The organism is Shewanella mangrovisoli, assembly GCF_019457635.1.
In the GTDB taxonomy this organism is placed as follows: domain Bacteria; phylum Pseudomonadota; class Gammaproteobacteria; order Enterobacterales; family Shewanellaceae; genus Shewanella; species Shewanella mangrovisoli.
In genome coordinates this window covers 1,940,248-1,958,208 of the sequence record NZ_CP080412.1, presented here as the reverse complement: position 1 = coordinate 1,958,208, position 17,961 = coordinate 1,940,248, and the positions used below count along the sequence as shown (strand labels likewise).

At 49.5% G+C, this 17,961-nt stretch carries 17 protein-coding genes; 15 read left to right on the top strand and 2 right to left on the bottom strand.

Features of this window, described 5'->3' with window-relative positions; translation table 11 throughout:
* Positions 1 to 31: 31 nt before the first annotated feature.
* Positions 32 to 346, bottom strand: a complete 315-nt coding sequence (sugE, locus tag K0H60_RS08710) for a quaternary ammonium compound efflux SMR transporter SugE (protein ID WP_011716705.1) — start codon at positions 344 to 346, stop codon at positions 32 to 34.
* Between the two features lie 326 nt (positions 347 to 672).
* The gene (locus K0H60_RS08705; protein ID WP_220057879.1) at positions 673 to 2,580 is read right to left on the bottom strand and encodes a propionyl-CoA synthetase; all 1,908 of its coding nucleotides are present in this window, start codon (positions 2,578 to 2,580) and stop codon (positions 673 to 675) included.
* Positions 2,581 to 2,806: 226 nt separating this feature from the next.
* On the opposite strand from K0H60_RS08705, the gene K0H60_RS08700 reads away from it, so the two are divergent.
* From K0H60_RS08700 to K0H60_RS08630, 15 genes are all read left to right on the top strand, one after another.
* Positions 2,807 to 4,489, top strand: coding sequence for a L,D-transpeptidase family protein (locus K0H60_RS08700; RefSeq protein ID WP_220057878.1), 1,683 nt, complete (start codon positions 2,807 to 2,809; stop codon positions 4,487 to 4,489).
* A gap of 273 nt (positions 4,490 to 4,762) precedes the next feature.
* Positions 4,763 to 5,167, top strand: a complete 405-nt coding sequence (locus tag K0H60_RS08695; protein WP_011623082.1) for a MerR family transcriptional regulator — start codon at positions 4,763 to 4,765, stop codon at positions 5,165 to 5,167.
* A gap of 153 nt (positions 5,168 to 5,320) precedes the next feature.
* The gene (locus tag K0H60_RS08690) at positions 5,321 to 6,490 is read left to right on the top strand and encodes an isovaleryl-CoA dehydrogenase (RefSeq protein WP_220057877.1); all 1,170 of its coding nucleotides are present in this window, start codon (positions 5,321 to 5,323) and stop codon (positions 6,488 to 6,490) included.
* 101 nt (positions 6,491 to 6,591) lie between these two features.
* Positions 6,592 to 8,199: a carboxyl transferase domain-containing protein gene (locus K0H60_RS08685; protein WP_088211392.1), complete on the top strand. Its 1,608-nt coding sequence runs from the start codon at positions 6,592 to 6,594 to the stop codon at positions 8,197 to 8,199.
* 59 nt (positions 8,200 to 8,258) lie between these two features.
* The gene (locus K0H60_RS08680) at positions 8,259 to 9,104 is read left to right on the top strand and encodes an enoyl-CoA hydratase-related protein (protein ID WP_220057876.1); all 846 of its coding nucleotides are present in this window, start codon (positions 8,259 to 8,261) and stop codon (positions 9,102 to 9,104) included.
* Positions 9,104 to 11,143 (top strand): acetyl/propionyl/methylcrotonyl-CoA carboxylase subunit alpha, encoded by a 2,040-nt coding sequence (locus tag K0H60_RS08675; protein WP_220057875.1) that lies wholly within the window; start codon positions 9,104 to 9,106, stop codon positions 11,141 to 11,143. The genes K0H60_RS08680 and K0H60_RS08675 overlap by 1 nt, the downstream gene beginning before the upstream one ends.
* The gene (locus K0H60_RS08670) at positions 11,144 to 12,076 is read left to right on the top strand and encodes a hydroxymethylglutaryl-CoA lyase (RefSeq protein WP_220057874.1); all 933 of its coding nucleotides are present in this window, start codon (positions 11,144 to 11,146) and stop codon (positions 12,074 to 12,076) included.
* An 81-nt stretch (positions 12,077 to 12,157) separates the two neighbouring features.
* On the top strand, positions 12,158 to 12,862 hold the full coding sequence (locus tag K0H60_RS08665) for a CoA transferase subunit A (protein WP_133180461.1): 705 nt from the start codon (positions 12,158 to 12,160) through the stop codon (positions 12,860 to 12,862).
* Between the two features lie 110 nt (positions 12,863 to 12,972).
* Positions 12,973 to 13,629 carry a 3-oxoacid CoA-transferase subunit B gene (locus K0H60_RS08660; RefSeq protein WP_011623089.1) on the top strand — a complete coding sequence of 219 codons (657 nt, stop codon included), beginning with the start codon at positions 12,973 to 12,975 and terminating at the stop codon, positions 13,627 to 13,629.
* Positions 13,630 to 14,036: 407 nt separating this feature from the next.
* Positions 14,037 to 15,080, top strand: coding sequence for a hypothetical protein (locus K0H60_RS08655; RefSeq protein ID WP_258405803.1), 1,044 nt, complete (start codon positions 14,037 to 14,039; stop codon positions 15,078 to 15,080).
* A gap of 95 nt (positions 15,081 to 15,175) precedes the next feature.
* Positions 15,176 to 15,778 (top strand): DJ-1/PfpI family protein, encoded by a 603-nt coding sequence (locus K0H60_RS08650; RefSeq protein ID WP_220057872.1) that lies wholly within the window; start codon positions 15,176 to 15,178, stop codon positions 15,776 to 15,778.
* 31 nt (positions 15,779 to 15,809) lie between these two features.
* Positions 15,810 to 16,121 (top strand): cytoplasmic protein, encoded by a 312-nt coding sequence (locus K0H60_RS08645; RefSeq protein ID WP_220057871.1) that lies wholly within the window; start codon positions 15,810 to 15,812, stop codon positions 16,119 to 16,121.
* Between the two features lie 223 nt (positions 16,122 to 16,344).
* Entirely contained in the window at positions 16,345 to 17,100 is a 756-nt protein-coding gene (locus tag K0H60_RS08640) for a sulfite exporter TauE/SafE family protein (protein WP_220057870.1), read from the top strand.
* A gap of 219 nt (positions 17,101 to 17,319) precedes the next feature.
* On the top strand, positions 17,320 to 17,676 hold the full coding sequence (locus K0H60_RS08635) for a hypothetical protein (protein WP_220057869.1): 357 nt from the start codon (positions 17,320 to 17,322) through the stop codon (positions 17,674 to 17,676).
* Between the two features lie 34 nt (positions 17,677 to 17,710).
* Positions 17,711 to 17,929, top strand: coding sequence for a hypothetical protein (locus tag K0H60_RS08630; RefSeq protein WP_258405802.1), 219 nt, complete (start codon positions 17,711 to 17,713; stop codon positions 17,927 to 17,929).
* Positions 17,930 to 17,961: the final 32 nt, after the last annotated feature.

Genomic DNA, 17,961 nt, shown 5'->3' with positions numbered 1-17,961 from the left:
GGGCGAACTCTTCCCTAGGGAAGTAAATGGATTAATGAGCGAGTTTTAAGCCGAGCACGCCAAGCAAAATGAGGATTAAGCTGGCGATTTTCAGCAGGCTCACGCCCTCACCTAACAGAATAATACCCGCAATTGCCGTGCCCATGGCACCTATGCCGACCCAAACGCCATACGCCGTGCCTATCGGTAGCTGTTTAACCGCCAGCCCCAACAGCAGCACACTCACTGTCATGGAGAATACAGTAAACACACTCGGCCAGAGGCGGCTAAATCCGTCGGTGTACTTAAGCCCGATCGCCCAACCAATTTCAAATAGTCCAGCAAGAATTAATAGAAACCAGCTCATAGAGAACTCCCATACGGGGTCGTCCCCAAATTGATATCGGCGTATTTAGGGTCGTCCCTAAGCCGTTGTGAAATGTGTAATGTCGCTAACAATTTGAATCTAGATATAAAGCTTAAGATCCAATTCCTTAATAGTGCTCCGTAAAGACTTAACTATTAAGTATGCGGGCTAGACTAGCAAATAGTGATATATAAGAGCAAGCCTTGGGCTCCAGCGATTTCTCCCAAAATAAAAGCGATAGCCTGATGGGACTGCTCTCATCAGGCTATCGCTTTATCTTGGCTGTACGGCCCTTATTTTTGACCGCTCACTACTGCCTTGTCAGATTACCCCACAAGAGCATCGGCATAGCCCATGCGGGTTAAGGTCGTGCGGACTAAATCGAGGGTTTGTGGATCTTCAATCGTCGCTGGCGCCGTATATTGCTGATTATCTGCAATTTTACGCATAGTACCGCGCAGGATTTTACCCGAGCGGGTTTTCGGCAGCTTTTGAATAGCGCTCACCAACCTAAAGGACGCGACGGGACCAATTTCTTGGCGAACGAGGGCAATTAACTGCTTATGCAGTTCCTCGTCCGTAATGGTCACACCCTTTTTCAGCACCACTAAGCCCAAGGGCACTTGGCCTTTGAGTTTATCATCGACACCAATCACGGCCGCTTCGGCTACATCGGGATGCTGACACAGGACCTCTTCAAATCGCCCGGTGGAGAGTCGATGGCCGGCTACGTTAATAATGTCATCGATACGGCTCATGATATATAAATAGCCATCTTCATCCATGTAACCCGCATCCCCCGTAAGGTAATAGCCTGGGTACATAGATAAGTAACTGTCTTGATAGCGTTTGTTATTTTGCCAGAGCGTAGTGAGCGTACCCGGTGGCAGCGGCAATTTGATAACCACATTGCCTGAGACATTCGCCGCCACTTTGGCGCCCATCTCATCGACTACATCGACCTCATATCCTGGGACGGGTCGGCCAGGCGATCCCGCTTTAACGGCAATCGGTGCCACGCCCATCAGGTTTGCCGCCACTGGCCAGCCCGTTTCAGTTTGCCACCAATGGTCAATAACCGGTTTTTTCAGTTTGGCTTCGGCCCAATGCAAGGTATCGGGATCGCAACGCTCCCCTGCCAAAAAGACATTCTTCAAGCAGCTTAAATCGACACCTTGGATAAATTCGCCGTCGGGATCTTCGCGCTTAATGGCACGGATCGCCGTGGGCGCGGTGAAAAAGCTTTTGACTCGATACTTAGCAATCGTGCGCCAAAAGGCGCCGGGATCCGGCGTACCTACGGGTTTTCCTTCGTATAACAAGGTCGTCGCCCCGACAAGCAGCGGACCATAGACAATATAGGAGTGCCCTACAACCCAGCCCACATCCGATGCAGCCCAAAACACATCCCCTTGGGCAATATCATAAATATTGGCCATGGACCAAGCCAATGCCACCGCATGGCCGCCATTGTCCCGCACCACGCCCTTGGGTTGACCCGTGGTCCCCGAGGTATAAAGCACATACAGGGGATCGGTGGCTTTCACCGTCACACAATCGGCACTGTCGCTAGTACATAAGGCGGTTTGCCAATCTTTATCGCGCCCCGCTTGCATCTGCGCCTCATATTGGGGGCGATTTAAAATCAAGCAGTGCTCAACTTTGTGCACCGCTTCATTTAATGCTTTGTCCAGTAAGGGTTTATAGGGCACCACGCCCGAAGGCTCAATCCCGCAGGAGGCGGACATTACCAACTTTGGCTTAGCATCATTGATCCGGGTCGCCAGCTCATTGGCCGCAAAGCCGCCGAAGACCACCGAATGGATGGCACCAATGCGCGCGCAGGCAAGCATGGCATAGGCGGTCTCGGGCACCATGGGCATGTAGATGACCACACGGTCTCCCTTAGTCACACCCACACTTTGTAAATAACCCGCAAGCCTCGCCACTTGGGCCTGCAACTCACGGTAAGTAATGCTGTATTCGGTTTCCGTCACAGGGCTCACGTAATGGATGGCAATTTGCTCACCACGCCCCGCCAACACGTGTCTATCGACCGCGTTGTAGCAAGTGTTTAACTCGCCATCGCTAAACCAGTGATAAAACGGTGCCTCGCTTTCATCTAATATTTGTTTGCTCGGCGTAACCCAGTCTAAGGCCTTGGCGGCTTGTTGCCAAAATGCCTGTTTAGTCGCAATAGATGTCTGATGTAATTGTTGTCCAACATCTGTCATAAGGCCTCCCATCATGACACTCACCCGTGTCACCACAGATGAAACTCTCCCCTTCCTTCCCAAATTGATTATGACCTGCCCAGCGCTATTCCCCCATTAGACTAAGGGATATAACCACTAAAACTGTTAAACATGTTGGATAATTGTACAGCACACTTGCTGTACGAAATGATTCAACATAGTCTTATGTCTTTAATGGATTTTTTCATGGAAAGAAATACTCATTATGATGCGCTTCAAACAACTCAAACCTGCCTTACTCCTGATCCTCAGTCTCGTTAGCGCGAGCGGCGTTGCGTCAACCCAGCAGCTAGAAACCTTACTCGAACCCTTATCTATTGGTGAACGAGCCAAGGTCGACAATACTCAGGTCATTAGTGCCAAGTTGCTGTCGCGGGTTTACCAAGTGCGTCAATATCAGCCGCTCTGGCAAGACAGAGAATACGCGGGCACTATGCTCGATGTGATTAAAAGTGCCGATGATGAAGGGTTGTCGAAGGAAGATTATCACTACTCCAAGCTAGTCGAACTTTACCAACAGCTCAGTGCCTCGAATTGGCAGGATGAATACCGCAGCAGTGTATTTGAAGTGCTTCTAAGCGATGGGATCATCACCTACGCCATTCACTTGCTAAACGGCAAAGTGAACCCCAGTATGCTCGGCAAAACCTGGAATTATGATGAAACCCATCTGGATTTCGATACCACGTTAAAGCAGCTCGAAGAACACATTAAAGCACACACTGTGGCTGATGCTATTGCAGGCTTAGCACCTAAGATTGCGCCCTATCACCAGCTAAAACAGTATCTTGCCCAGTACAAAGACTTAGCGGCACGCTATCCCTTTAGTCCCATTCCCTATACGGAAGTCATCAAGCCCGGCAGCACTTCCCCTTCGGTACAAGGTATAGTCACACGGCTAACAGAGTTAGGTTACTTAGCTGCAAGCGCGCCAGCGGACAATAGCGCCGCCGTAAACCAGCCCTTAACGTACGACAGCACGCTTGAAGCCGCGGTGCGTCAATTCCAAACCGACCATAGTCTCAAAGCCGATGGCGTGATTGGTGTGGGCACTATGGCGGCGCTGAATGTGCCCTACTCGCAACGGGTCGATCAGATCCGTATCAACCTTGAGCGAGCGCGCTGGTTATCGGCAAACTTGCCTGCCAATTATCTTATCGTCAACTTGGCAGGTTACGAGCTGTTACTCTTTAAAGACAACAGCTTAAGCTGGCGAACCGACATTATCATCGGCAAAATTAACGCTAAAACACCGCTGTTTAAATCCAAGTTAAAATACGTAGTTGTCAATCCCACTTGGACAGTGCCCCGCAGCATCTCGACTGAAATCATCAATCACTTGCGTAAAGATCCCGATTATTTACAGAAGAAACACTTTAAAGTGGTCGAAGGCTCGGGCACGCCCGTGGATGCAAGCGGCATCGATTGGCATAGCATGACGCGCAAAAACTTCCCCTACTGGTTTGTGCAAGACCCGGGTGAAGATAACTCACTGGGGTTAGTTAAGTTTATCTTCCCTAACCAATACTCGATTTATCTACATGATACGCCAGCAAAAAGTCTGTTTGAACAAACGGATAGAGCCTTCAGTCATGGCTGTATTCGAGTCAAAGATCCGCTCGTGCTGGCGGATAAATTGCTGAGTGCCAATGCCAATTGGTCAAGTAACACGCTCAGTAGCAAATTAAGTGAGGGAAAAACGGAAAACCTGTTCTTAGATGAACCCTTAGACATTTTGATCATGTATTGGACCGTCACTTTAAAGGACGGGAAAATCAAGTTTTACAATGACGTATATAAACGCGATCCGGTCCTTATCGAGGCGTTAAACCGCCCAACCTATGAGGGTGTGTTAGCCGATGATGGCTTGCTCAACACCATGGAGTAAGCGCCGATAATCGCGGCTTTTGATACAAGTTGCTTGCTCAATCCACTGCGCTGCGTTGCCCAATTGTAAGACGAGGGCAATGCGGCACTTCCCCGCATCAACAGTGCCTTTCCTACTCAGTGTTTAGCTCATTAATATCAATAGGTTGATTTGAGGTCATTCGAGCGAGTGGCAACAAGAATTGACAAAAAATTCAGACTAACCACACCGCAATCTTTACCTTTACGTAAACTTCATATATCTTGCTAAAAAATGATTAACTAAGGTGCCTGAATGAGCGCAACTAACACGCCACAAACGACTTATTCGATCAGTGATCTCTCCAAAGAGTTTGATATCACAACCCGAAGCATTCGTTTTTACGAAGACCAAGGCTTACTTAAGCCAAAACGTCGCGGTCAAACCCGTATTTACAGTCTCAAAGACAGGGTTCGACTCAAACTAATTCTGCGCGGCAAGCGCCTTGGGTTCTCTCTCGCAGAAACCCGTCGCCTGTTCGAACTTTACGATGCCGACAAGAGCAGCACCACCCAGCTCAATACCATGCTTGCCCTAGTGGAAGAGAAAAAATCCGCACTGCAGCAGCAAATGGACGACATTAAAGTGGTACTGATGGAGCTGAACTCGGCCGAGCAACAATGCCGCCTCGCCCTAGAAGAAAGCAAGGCCAAGGCCTAATTCCTTCGAGGCTTGCGAGCATAGCATTAATCAACACCTCAGTTGGTACGACCGCGTGACAGGGATATATCACGCACTGTAAGACGGTTTTAAAGACTCAAGCACCTAATAATCATAAAAATATAAATTAGAACCTAAGATAGGACACAAGCAATGAACTCACTCTACACCAGTCTCAATTTTGGCCTAGGCGAAGAAGTCGATATGCTGCGCGATGCGGTGCAAGATTTCGCTAAACACGAAATCGCCCCCATTGCCGCTAAAGTCGACCACGACAACGCCTTCCCTAACGAAATTTGGCCCGTGCTCGGTGGAATGGGACTCTTAGGTGTCACTGTGCCTGAGGAATACGGCGGAGCAAACATGGGCTATCTTGCCCACGTGGTCGCCATGGAAGAGATTTCCCGCGCATCTGCTTCTATCGGGTTAAGCTACGGCGCCCACTCTAACCTGTGCGTCAATCAAATTAACCGTAACGGTAATGCAGAGCAAAAGGCCAAGTATTTACCAAAGCTGGTCAGCGGTGAACATATCGGCGCGCTGGCGATGAGTGAGCCCAATGCAGGCTCAGATGTGGTTTCAATGAAGCTGCACGCCCGTAAAGAAGGCGACCGTTATATCCTCAATGGCAACAAAATGTGGATCACCAACGGTCCCGATGCCAATACCTATGTGATTTATGCCAAAACCGACTTAACCAAGGGCGCACACGGCATCACGGCCTTTATCGTTGAGCGTGGTTTTAAAGGTTTCAGCCAAGCACAAAAACTCGACAAACTGGGGATGCGCGGTTCAAACACCTGCGAACTGGTGTTTGAAGATGTCGAAGTGCCAGAGGAAAACATTCTCGGTGGCCTCAACAATGGCGTCAAAGTGCTGATGAGTGGCTTAGATTACGAACGCGTCGTGCTCTCAGGCGGCCCACTGGGGATCATGAGCGCCTGTATGGACATCGTCGTGCCTTATATCCACGAGCGTGAGCAATTTGGCAAATCCATCGGTGAATTCCAATTAGTCCAAGGCAAATTAGCCGATATGTACACTGGTATGAACGCCGCTAAAGCCTATGTTTATAGCGTGGCGAAATCCTGCGGTCGTGGTGAAACCACCCGTAAAGACGCCGCGGGCGCCATTCTTTACAGCGCGGAGCTGGCAACCAAAATGGCACTGGATGCCATTCAATTGCTCGGCGGTAACGGTTACGTCAACGAGTATGCGACTGGCCGCTTGCTGCGCGATGCCAAACTCTATGAGATTGGTGCTGGCACCTCAGAAATTCGCCGTATGCTGATTGGCCGCGAGCTCTTTAACGAATCGAAATAAGCAGCCTAGGGCGAACGGCGCATGATGAGCTTTTGCCTTTCATGCCCCTTCGCCCACCGAGCCAACTGATACTGAGTTACCGCTTTATAAGGACAATCAAAGTGACGCAATTAAGCAGTCGTATCAACGCCCGTAGCGATGAATTTAAAGCCAAATCCGACGATATGGCCGCCCTAGTGGCCGATCTTAAAACCAAACTCGCCAAAATTGAACTTGGCGGCGGCCCCGTTGCCCTAGAGCGCCATTTGGCCCGCGGCAAACTCCTTCCCCGTCAACGGGTTGAGAAACTCCTCGACGCTGGTTCGCCCTTTTTAGAACTGTCCCAGTTCGCCGCCTTCGACGTTTACGATGAAGAAGTACCCGCCGCAGGAATTATCGCCGGTATCGGCCGAGTGAGCGGCGTAGAGTGCATGATTATCGCCAACGATGCCACGGTCAAAGGCGGCACTTACTACCCTATCACGGTCAAAAAACACTTAAGGGCACAAGAGATTGCCAGCCGCTGTCATCTGCCCTGTATCTATTTAGTCGACTCTGGCGGCGCTAACTTGCCCCGTCAGGATGAAGTCTTTCCAGATCGCGACCATTTCGGCCGAATTTTCTACAACCAAGCACAAATGTCCGCCAAGGGCATTCCGCAAATTGCGGTGGTGATGGGTCTGTGTACCGCGGGCGGCGCCTATGTGCCTGCCATGGCCGATGAATCTATTATCGTTAAAGAACAAGGCACTATCTTCTTAGCTGGGCCGCCGTTAGTTAAAGCCGCCACCGGTGAAGAAGTCAGCGCCGAAGAACTCGGCGGCGCTGACGTACACACTAAAATTTCAGGTGTAGCGGATCACTTAGCCCAAAACGATGAGCATGCCTTAGAGCTTGCACGCCGCGCTGTGCTGCGTCTGAATCATCAAAAACAAATCAATAGTCTGCTGAGCCCAGTTAAGCCACCTAAGTTTGATATCAGCGAACTCTACGGCATCGTCGGTACCGACTTGAAAAAGCCCTTCGATGTGAAAGAAGTGATTGCTCGCATCGTCGACGACTCCGATTTCGATGAGTTTAAGGCCAACTATGGCGCTACTTTAGTCTGTGGTTTTGCCCGTATTCACGGTTATCCCGTAGGAATTGTGGCCAACAACGGCATTTTATTCTCCGAATCAGCGCAAAAAGGCGCGCACTTTATCGAACTGTGCTGCCAGCGCAAGATACCGCTGCTGTTCCTGCAAAACATCACCGGCTTTATGGTGGGTAAAAAGTACGAACACGAAGGTATCGCTAAGCATGGCGCCAAGATGGTGACCGCAGTGTCCTGCGCCAATGTGCCAAAATTTACCGTGATTATCGGTGGCAGCTACGGCGCGGGTAACTACGGTATGTGTGGCCGCGCCTTCGAACCAACCATGATGTGGATGTGGCCCAATGCGCGCATCTCTGTGATGGGTGGCGAGCAAGCCGCTGGCGTATTAGCCACAGTGCGCCGCGACGGTTTAGCCCGTAAGGGCGAAGAATGGTCTGCTGAGGCTGAAAAGGCCTTCAAGGCGCCGATTATTGCCCAGTACGATAAAGAGGGTCATCCCTACCACGCCAGCGCACGCCTGTGGGATGACGGTATTATCGACCCGGCGCAAACCCGTGATGTGGTGGGCCTTGCCCTGTCAGCCGCATTAAATGCCCCTATCGAAGACACCCGCTTCGGCGTCTTCCGTATGTAACGCATCTTGCGATGCCTTACGTATCACTCATAGAGGGAATCACTATGACGGGAATAATAATGACTGACACACAACACCAGAACACTAGCACTCAATCCTTAGCTAATTTGCAGCACGTCAGCTATGCGCTGAATAACGGCGTGGGCGAGTTAATCCTTAACCGCGCAGAAGTGCACAACGCCTTCGATGAGGTGATGATCAGCGAAATGATCGCCGTCCTCGGTTATTTTGCCGAGCACAAAGATTGCAAACTGCTGATATTAAAAGCCAATGGCAAAAACTTCAGCGCTGGCGCCGACTTAAACTGGATGCGCAAACAAGCCAAGATGGATTTTGAGCAAAATCTGAATGACGCCAAGGCGCTGGCTAAGCTGATGCAGGATTTAGATACCTTTCCAAAACCCACTATCGCCTTAGTCCAAGGTGCAGCCTTTGGCGGCGCGCTTGGGTTAATCTGCGCCAGTGATATTGCCATCGCCACCGAGCGCGCCAGCTTCTGCTTAAGCGAAGTCAAACTAGGGCTGATCCCCGCAGTGATTAGCCCCTACGTTGCCCGCGCCATGGGCAATCGTGCCTCACGCCGCTATATGCTGACCGCGGAGCGTTTTGATGCGCAAACGGCGCTCAAACTCAATGTTATCCATGAGATCAACGACGATTTAGCGGCCGCAGCCCAACCCATTATCACCGCGCTGCAGGCCAACAGTCCGCAGGGAATGGCATGGGTAAAGACCTTACTTGCCCGCCTCGAAGATGGCGTGATAGACCAAGATACGATTGATTACACCAGCGAGCGCATCGCCCGCATTCGGGTATCTGATGAAGGCCAAGAAGGCTTAAACGCCTTTTTTGAGAAACGTCAGCCGAACTGGCACACGCCAACAGATACTCAAGGAGTTCTTTGATGTTGACTAACAGCATGTTCACTAAGCTTTTAATTGCTAACCGTGGTGAAATTGCCTGCCGGATTATCAAAACCGCGCAGGCCATGGGCGTTCGCACCGTAGCCTTATATTCCGATGCCGATAAAAACGCCCGCCATGTTGCCATGGCCGACGAATCGTTTTACTTAGGTGGCAGCGCCCCGGCGGATTCTTACCTCAAGGGCGACTTGATTATTGAAATCGCCAAAAAAGCTCAGGCGCAAGCCATTCACCCAGGCTATGGCTTCTTATCGGAAAACGCTGACTTTGCCCGCAAGTGTGAGGCGGCCGGAATCGTATTTGTTGGCCCAGGCAGTGATGCCATCGATGCCATGGGCAGCAAGAGCGCGGCCAAAGCCATTATGACGGCGGCCCAAGTGCCTTTAGTGCCAGGTTACCATGGCGACGATCAAACCGACGCTACACTCAAGGCCGAAGCCTTAAAAATCGGCTTCCCCATGCTGATTAAAGCCGCCTACGGTGGCGGTGGCAAAGGCATGCGTATCGTTGAGCATGAAGGCGAAATCATGGACGCCATCAACTCGGCGCGCCGTGAAGCGGCCTCCTCCTTCGGTAATGATAAATTATTGATGGAGCGTTATTTACGCCAGCCTCGCCATGTCGAAGTGCAAGTGTTTGCCGATACCTTTGGCAATGCAATTTACCTATCGGATCGCGACTGCTCGATTCAGCGCCGCCACCAAAAAGTGGTCGAAGAAGCGCCTGCGCCCGGTTTAAGTGATGAGCTGCGCGCCCAAATGGGTGAAGCCGCCGTAGCTGCCGCTAAGGCCATCGATTATGTCGGCGCGGGAACCGTTGAATTCCTGTTAGATACCGACAATAGCTTCTACTTTATGGAGATGAATACTCGTCTGCAGGTAGAGCATCCTGTGACCGAAATGGTGACGGGCCAAGACTTAGTCAAATGGCAGTTAATGGTCGCCAGTGGCCAGCCGTTACCGCTCAAACAGGACGAAGTGCGTATCCATGGACACGCCTTTGAGGTGCGTATTTACGCCGAAGATCCGCAAAATGAGTTCTTACCCGCCAGCGGTAAGCTCAATTTCCTGCGCGAACCCGAGCAAAGCAAATACGTGCGTATCGATTCCGGCATCCGTGAAAACGATGTGATCAGTAACTTCTACGATCCTATGATAGCCAAGCTCATCGTGTGGGATGAGTCGCGTCCACGTGCGCTGCAACGCCTAGTGCATGCCCTCGAGTCCTATCAAATCAGCGGGCTTAAGCACAATATTGAATTTCTGGCGAATATTGCTGAGCATCCCGCCTTCGCCAAGGCGGATTTTAGCACCGACTTTATTAACCGTTACGGCGATGCGCTGATTGGCAGTGCTTCGAGCGAGACCGATACGGCAATCGCCTTTGCCGCACTGTATCAAGTACTTGCCCGTAAAGAAGCCGCCAAGGCACAGGCAATTAATAGCGCCGATCCTTACTCGCCTTGGGGCCAAGTCAGTGGCTTTAGACTCAACAGCGTTAGCCAGCATACTATTGCCCTGCTCGACGATGCCCACGAGTTACAACAATTGGTGCTATTAGACTTTGGCGATCACTATCAGCTATCTCTGCCAACGGAAGAAGGTCATGTCAGCAAGTCCCTTAGTGGTGAGCTTAAGCAGGACCTACTATTAGCCGAAATCAACGGCCATAAGAGTAAAGTGCCTGTCAGCGCTCAGGGCGATGATTTTACGCTGTTTTTACCCTCGGGCAGTTATCACTTCAGGGCGGTAAAAACCCAAGTGGTTGAGGCAGAATCGAGCAATGAAGATAAACTCAAGGCCCCGATGAACGGCACAGTTGTAACCCACTTAGTGGAAGTCGGTGCTGAGGTTAAGGCGGGACAAGGGCTACTGGTGATGGAAGCGATGAAGATGGAATACACCATCGAAGCGCCCTTCGTCGGTATTGTTACCGAGTTCTACTTCAAGGCGGGCGAGTTAGTGAGCGATGGCGCAGTGCTGCTCCATGTAGAGCCCAAAGCCCAGAGCGAGGAAGCCTAAATGTCTGCGCTGGATCTTTCGAACTTAAGCGCCAGCTCGGATAGGGTTAGCCTATTCGAGATGGGGCCCCGTGATGGCTTGCAGAATGAAGCCGCCGTCCCAACACAGGCCAAAGTCGCTTTGATTGAATCCCTCGCCGATGCAGGTGTGAAGCGAATTGAAGCAGGCAGTTTTGTGTCCCCCAAATGGGTGCCACAAATGGCCGATAGCGGCGACGTATTGCGCCAAATTCGCCGTCAAGCGGGCGTGGTTTACAGCGCCCTCACCCCTAATGTCAAAGGCTTAGAGCTGGCGCTGGATGCAAAAGCTTCCGAAGTCGCTATCTTTGGTGCAGCGTCACAAAGCTTTAGCCAACGCAATATCAACTGTTCGATTGAAGAGTCGATTGAACGCTTTATCCCGTTGATGGACATGGCAAAAGCCGCCAATATCCCAGTACGTGGCTATGTGTCCTGCGTTTTAGGTTGCCCCTATGAAGGGAAAATCGTAGCGAGCGAAGTGGCAAGAGTGTCTGAAATCCTTTACAAAATGGGCTGTTACGAAATTTCGCTCGGCGACACTATCGGTGTAGGCACGCCGTTAAAAGCCCGTAAAATGCTGCAGGCCGTGATGGAGCGAGTGCCGGTCGAAAAACTTGCCCTGCACTTTCACGACACCTATGGCCAAGCATTAGCCAATATTACCGCCTGCCTCGACTTAGGTGTGCGCAGCTTTGACGCCTCAGTGGCGGGCCTAGGTGGTTGCCCCTATGCAAAAGGCGCGTCGGGCAATCTGGCGAGTGAAGACTTGGTCTATATGCTCCATGGACTCGGTTTGAAGACGGGTATCGATTTAGAAAAACTGGCATTAGCGGGTTTTGGGATCAGCAAACAATTAAATCGTCTTAATGGCTCTAAAGTCGCCAATGCAATCTTGCAGGGCGCCAAAGCCTAGGTGCTAGGTGCTAGGTGCTAGGTGCTAGGTGCTAGGTGCTAGAAATGATTGGACACGAATAACAATTTAAAGGACATCAAAATGGCAGGACTCAATAAAGTCGTCAGCAGCTATGAAGAAGCGTTAACAGGTTTATCCGATGATATGACCATTATGGTTGGCGGTTTTGGCCTGTGTGGTATTCCTGAAGGCTTAATAAATCAAATGGTTAAGATGGGCGTTAAGGGCTTAACCGCCATTTCGAATAATGCCGGTGTGGATGATTTCGGTCTGGGCTTATTGTTAAAACATCGCCAGATTTCGACCATGATCGCCTCCTACGTCGGTGAGAACGCCACCTTCGAACAGCAAATGCTCTCGGGCGAACTGAATGTGATTTTAACGCCGCAGGGCACGCTGGCGGAAAAAATCCGCGCCGGCGGCGCAGGCATTCCGGCATTTTTCACCGCCACTGGCTTCGGCACCCCCGTGGCGGAAGGTAAAGAAACCCGTGAAATCAAAGGCCGTCACTATGTGTTAGAAGAATCTCTGACCGCCGATTTTGCCCTCGTTCGCGCCTGGAAGGCCGATACTATGGGTAACTTAGTGTTCCGCAAAACCGCCGCTAACTTTAACCCTATGATGGCGACTGCGGGCAAAATCACGGTAGTGGAAGCCGAGTTTATTGTAGAGCCGGGCGAGCTCGATCCTGATCATATCCATACTCCCGGCATTTATGTTGATCGCGTCATCCAAGGCAAGTTCGAGAAACGTATCGAGCAGCGCACGGTAAAAGCGGCGAAATAAGAAGCGCGAACGATTAACAACGCAAGCTAAAGCGACAGAGTCTTGACTCAAAGTAAAAGCACAAAAAATTGAGGCTAATAGCGACTCTAGGTAAAGGAAGGATAAAGATCATGGCATTATCAAGAGAACAACTGGCACAGCGCGTTGCCAAAGAATTACAAGACGGCTACTACGTCAACCTCGGTATTGGCATTCCCACGCTCGTGGCCAATTACATTCCCGCTGGCATGGAAGTGATGCTGCAATCGGAAAACGGCCTGCTCGGCATGGGGGAATTTCCGACGGAAGAAACCATAGATCCGGATTTAATTAATGCCGGCAAACAAACCGTTACCGCAGTAAAAGGTGCCTCGTTTTTCTCCTCAGCCGAAAGCTTTGCCATGATCCGTGGCGGCCATGTGGACTTAACCGTACTCGGCGCCTTTGAGGTCGATGTCAATGGTTCTATCGCCTCATGGATGATCCCAGGCAAGCTTATCAAGGGCATGGGCGGTGCAATGGATTTAGTGGCGGGCGCGGAAAATATTATCGTGACTATGATGCACGCCGATAAGTACGGTAACTCTAAGCTGTTACCCGTATGCGAATTGCCCCTCACAGGTTACGGATGTATCAAACGTGTTGTTACCGATTTAGCCTTTATCGAGATTAAAGATGGCGCCTTTCATCTGTTAGAACGCGCACCGGGTGTCAGCGTTGAAGAAATTGTTAGCAAAACCGCTGGCAAATTAATTGTGCCAGACCATGTACCAGAGATGGTGTTTTAAGCGTTCTTTAAAATGCGCAAATAACCCATAGCAATAAGGCTTTAAACTTACGTTAAATTGAAGCTTTAGCCTAAAAAGTGTTGAGCGTTAACCGATTTTTTTAGTTTTAAAAAGCCCAGAAGAGGATTCTGGGCTTTTTATTACTTTGCTTAACCCATTGAACCTAACGAGTGCAACAGCACTTATGCTCTTGCGACACGCCGTAAACCCATCCTTGGGGGCTCAACGAAAAAGTCCCTTTTTTCGATGGTCGCCAACGCATCAGCGCTGTTTGCTACAATGTTCTGCGTATTCAACCCTGCTTTACACATCGTGTGCATTGGTGACTTGCACAGCCTCCGTTTTACTTCACGGTTAGCCACTTTGTATGCAGTTACGGTAAACTCGCCGCAGCCTAAATACTAAGGATGCTCAAGTTGTTAGCTAAATTTCTCAATAAGCGCAGTCGCAGTCGTAAACATATGCGCGATTATGCCAAAAACGTCTTTGAATATGACCAGTATTTACTGACCGATTATATCGACAGTGGGATGTCAGATGGTTTCGAGAGAGTGAAACAATATCGTGAGTTTGATGAGGATTTTCGGCAATGGCAATTGTTTGGAGCTGAGTTTGGTGTACCCGAGTGTCATTGGGGCTATGTAGCCCAGCTTACCTATATTGAATCGGGCTTGCTTGAGCCTAAGCCGCTTATGTGCTCGCTTGCTTACGGCTATTTTAATACCGCGATCGACTACTATCGATACTACACAGCGGTTGAGAAAACAGGTGAGATAGCCAATGCTGGATGGATGACAACCAGTGTTTTTCGGCTTGTACTTATGCTGTTTTCTGAGCTGAAGACTGAGAATGACGAACTGTATCAAGCCTTGGCGACCGCCTGGCGCGCTGGCTGGATAATTCGTTCCCACGGGTTTATCGGTGATTTTTTGGTGTTGTTATATGGGCGATATTTGGGTGTTATTGAGCCGCCTTTTGCTACTGAAGTACAAGTGACACTTCGTAAAACAGCCTCCTTTCCCTATGCTGAATTTCTAGATAACTGGGATACTCAAGATAAAGTGTTTGTTCGCACTATGTTGCAAACCCTGTGTGACTATCAGGTAGAGCAAGCAGTTATCGGCGATAAAAAGTGCTTTTTTGAGTTCAACGGAGGACCACATACATATTTACCGCTAACAGCGTTAATGCTGCTGAAACTGCGATCTCTTAGAGGCTTGCCTAATCCGCAGTTCAGTCATCCCGCATTTGGCGATATAACAGCTTTGTTTGAGCAAGTCTCCACAGCCTTTAGCGACTATGTCGCAGCAGAGAGGATCCTGCGGATTGAAGATGCGGCCGATGACGTGTTAACCCAGACATTAGCCAGAATGCAAAGCCAAGATTTTGATGCCCATGCTATTTTTGCCAAGCGGCTCCCATCGTTGAGTGCTGGTAAAAATGTTGATTAACCATGCATTCCAATAACCCCATTTTGATAACCCCAGACTTATGGTTGAGCCTATTCAAGCCTTAAGTCATCCCAATGCAAACGAGAGGACAAAGGATGTACCAGATTGCGATTGTGATATTTGATGAATTTACCGATATCGATTTCTTTTTAATGCGCGATATTCTTGGCCGCACAACAACCGATTGGACAGTCAAAGTGCTCGGTACCAAACCTAGCCACAGGTCAAGTTTGGGAATGACGGTAGAAACCGATGGTCATGTCTCCGAAATCGCCGATGCTGACGTGGTATTATTCAGCAGTGGCTACAAAGGCGTACCTGCCGCACTTGCGGATCCTGAGTTTATGTCGGCCCTTAAATTAGATCCCACACGGCAATTGCTTGGCAGTATTTGTGCAGGCTCATTCTTCTTTGCCAAGTTAGGCTTACTCGACAATATTTCGGCAACAACGCACCCCGATGCCAAACCCGCATTGGTAGCTATGGGCGTGGAGGTGGAAGACTCTGCTCTGGTGGTCAATGGCAATATTGCCACTGCGGGAGGTTGTCTGTCCTCACTCTATTTAACGGGTTGGGTTGCGGAGCGTTTATTTGACAGTGCAAAGCGCCGCGAAATTCATCGGCAACTGCTCCCCGCAGGCCAAGCCGATGTGTTTAACGCTTTAATCGAGTCGTCTATTGCCTCAGCCATTCGCTAACATAGTGCCTCAGGATAAAAGGACTTCAATAATGACACTCAAAGCACTCCTTAATCAGTTAAAAACCGAACACAAGATTACCAGCGCAGCCGAACTTGCAGCGCTATTGGCGCAAGATAAGGCGCTGATGCAGCAGATTAAACAGGCGGATGCGCAGTATTGGGTCAACTTTAGCAAGCAGACATTTGATGGTTGGTACTGCGTCGCTACGCCATCGAATGCCAGTTACCATGTGTACTATCAAGAGCGTGGGCAACATTGCTGGGGAGAAGAGGTATTTAGCGATCAATACTTGGCCATAGCCACTGTGATATTTGCTTCAGGACTTTTCCATGCTGAATAAAGGCATCAGTGCAAAGTGTTAATCACTTTTGATGAGTTAGGCATAGCACTTGATGCCAAGGCTTTCTAGTTAAACCCGATTCAGACCCCATCACAAAGCCATCAATCTGCTGCCACTTAGCAATATTGATGGCTTTTCATCTAACTGACTTACTGTTAAGGTGATGTTTTTATAAGCAATTGACGTTCGATTTCAACACGTCAATGCCAGCGGAGCATTCACTATGGATTGGTTACTGATCGCCCTCGCAGGCTTACTCGGCGGCATGCTAAATGCGGTGGCGGGCGGCGGCAGCTTTATCACCTTATTTGCCCTTGTATTTGTCGGCGTGCCGCCACTGATGGCTAACGCTACGGGCACCGCGGCACTGCTCCCTGGCTACCTTGCCAGTGCCTGGCGTTTTCGAAAAGAGATTGAATATCCAGCAAATCTTAACCTAAAAACCCTGTGTTTGATTGCGATAGCTGGCGGATGCCTCGGCGCGGCGATACTGCTAAGCACCAGCGAGCAAGTATTTGCTTATCTTGTCCCTTGGTTGATTTTGCTGGCCACACTCGCCTTTATCGCCGGACCTTGGTTACTCAAAAAACGCTTAGCGAATGCCAGCAACCCCCGTGTGAATACCGTCAAGCCACTGACGGCAATGATTATTCTCAGTCTCGTCTGTATTTACGGCGGTTATTTTAATGGGGGGTTAGGGATTATTTTACTCGCCACCTTTGGGCTACTCGGGCAAAGCCAGTTACATGGGATGAACGGGCTTAAAAATTTACTCTCCGCCCTACTCACCACTATTGCCGTGGTGATTTACGCCCTAGGTAATCTGATTGACGGGCAATATCTGTTACTGCTTGCCATTATGGCGATTATTGGCGGCTATCTTGGCGCCGCGCTGGCTTATCGCATTCCCCAATCCCTGTTGCGGGGTTTTATTGTGCTTGTCGGTTTCGCCATGAGTGTTGGATTTTTTATGCGTTAATGCTTCTGAGTCAGAATGTTCCCTGTAGTAATAGCGGCATATCTCAGGTGATCACAATTAGCGAGCGTCGATTTAAAGCTTCTCATAATAAATCAATTTAACGCTATGAATTAGTTACGCCTTCTGACTTTTCATTTAGCCGTAATTTGGTTGAAAATTAGTGCTTTAGGCGGACAGTTTAAATAACAGATACAACAACACTATTAGTGATTTAAAAGTATGAAAACACGATTACCGATGATTATCATAGCTCTCGCTCTCCAGACGGCATATTCAGCCGAGCCGGTAAAAATGTATCTTTCAGAGGATGAACTTCCAACAACATGCATACTGCTCGCACCTGTAAAAGCTTCTGAAAGCTATAAAAAAATACGCCGGAATTCAACTTGTCTGGCACTGAACTCATATCAAGAGTTTTTATGCAATGCCAATCTAAAGCCCATGAACTTGGAGGTAATAGCCTACTTAAAACAGGGCATTCATCTTTTCATGGTGCTGATTTTTTCGGTTACACCTGCAACGGCATCGCCTATAAATGCTGAGGTTTATATGACACAACAAATGGTCATGAACTGATAAGCGTTTTTAACATTGGAGTATGTTGAGAGAAATGCTAATAAAAAAAGCACAAATAACCGACCTTAACGCCATGGCTAACTTACTGTTGCAGCTGGGTTATAGTGCTACCGAGGCGCAGTTACATCAGTATCTCGATGATCCCAAAAGATCGGATGAAATCTATCTCGCCGAGTCAGAGGGAGCCGTGGTTGGGTTGATAAGTATAGGGCGTGTTGGCGTTTCAGGGTTATTTTTGCAGCTATTTGGCTGACGTTTATGCAAGGCAAAGTCCGTGCTATGTAG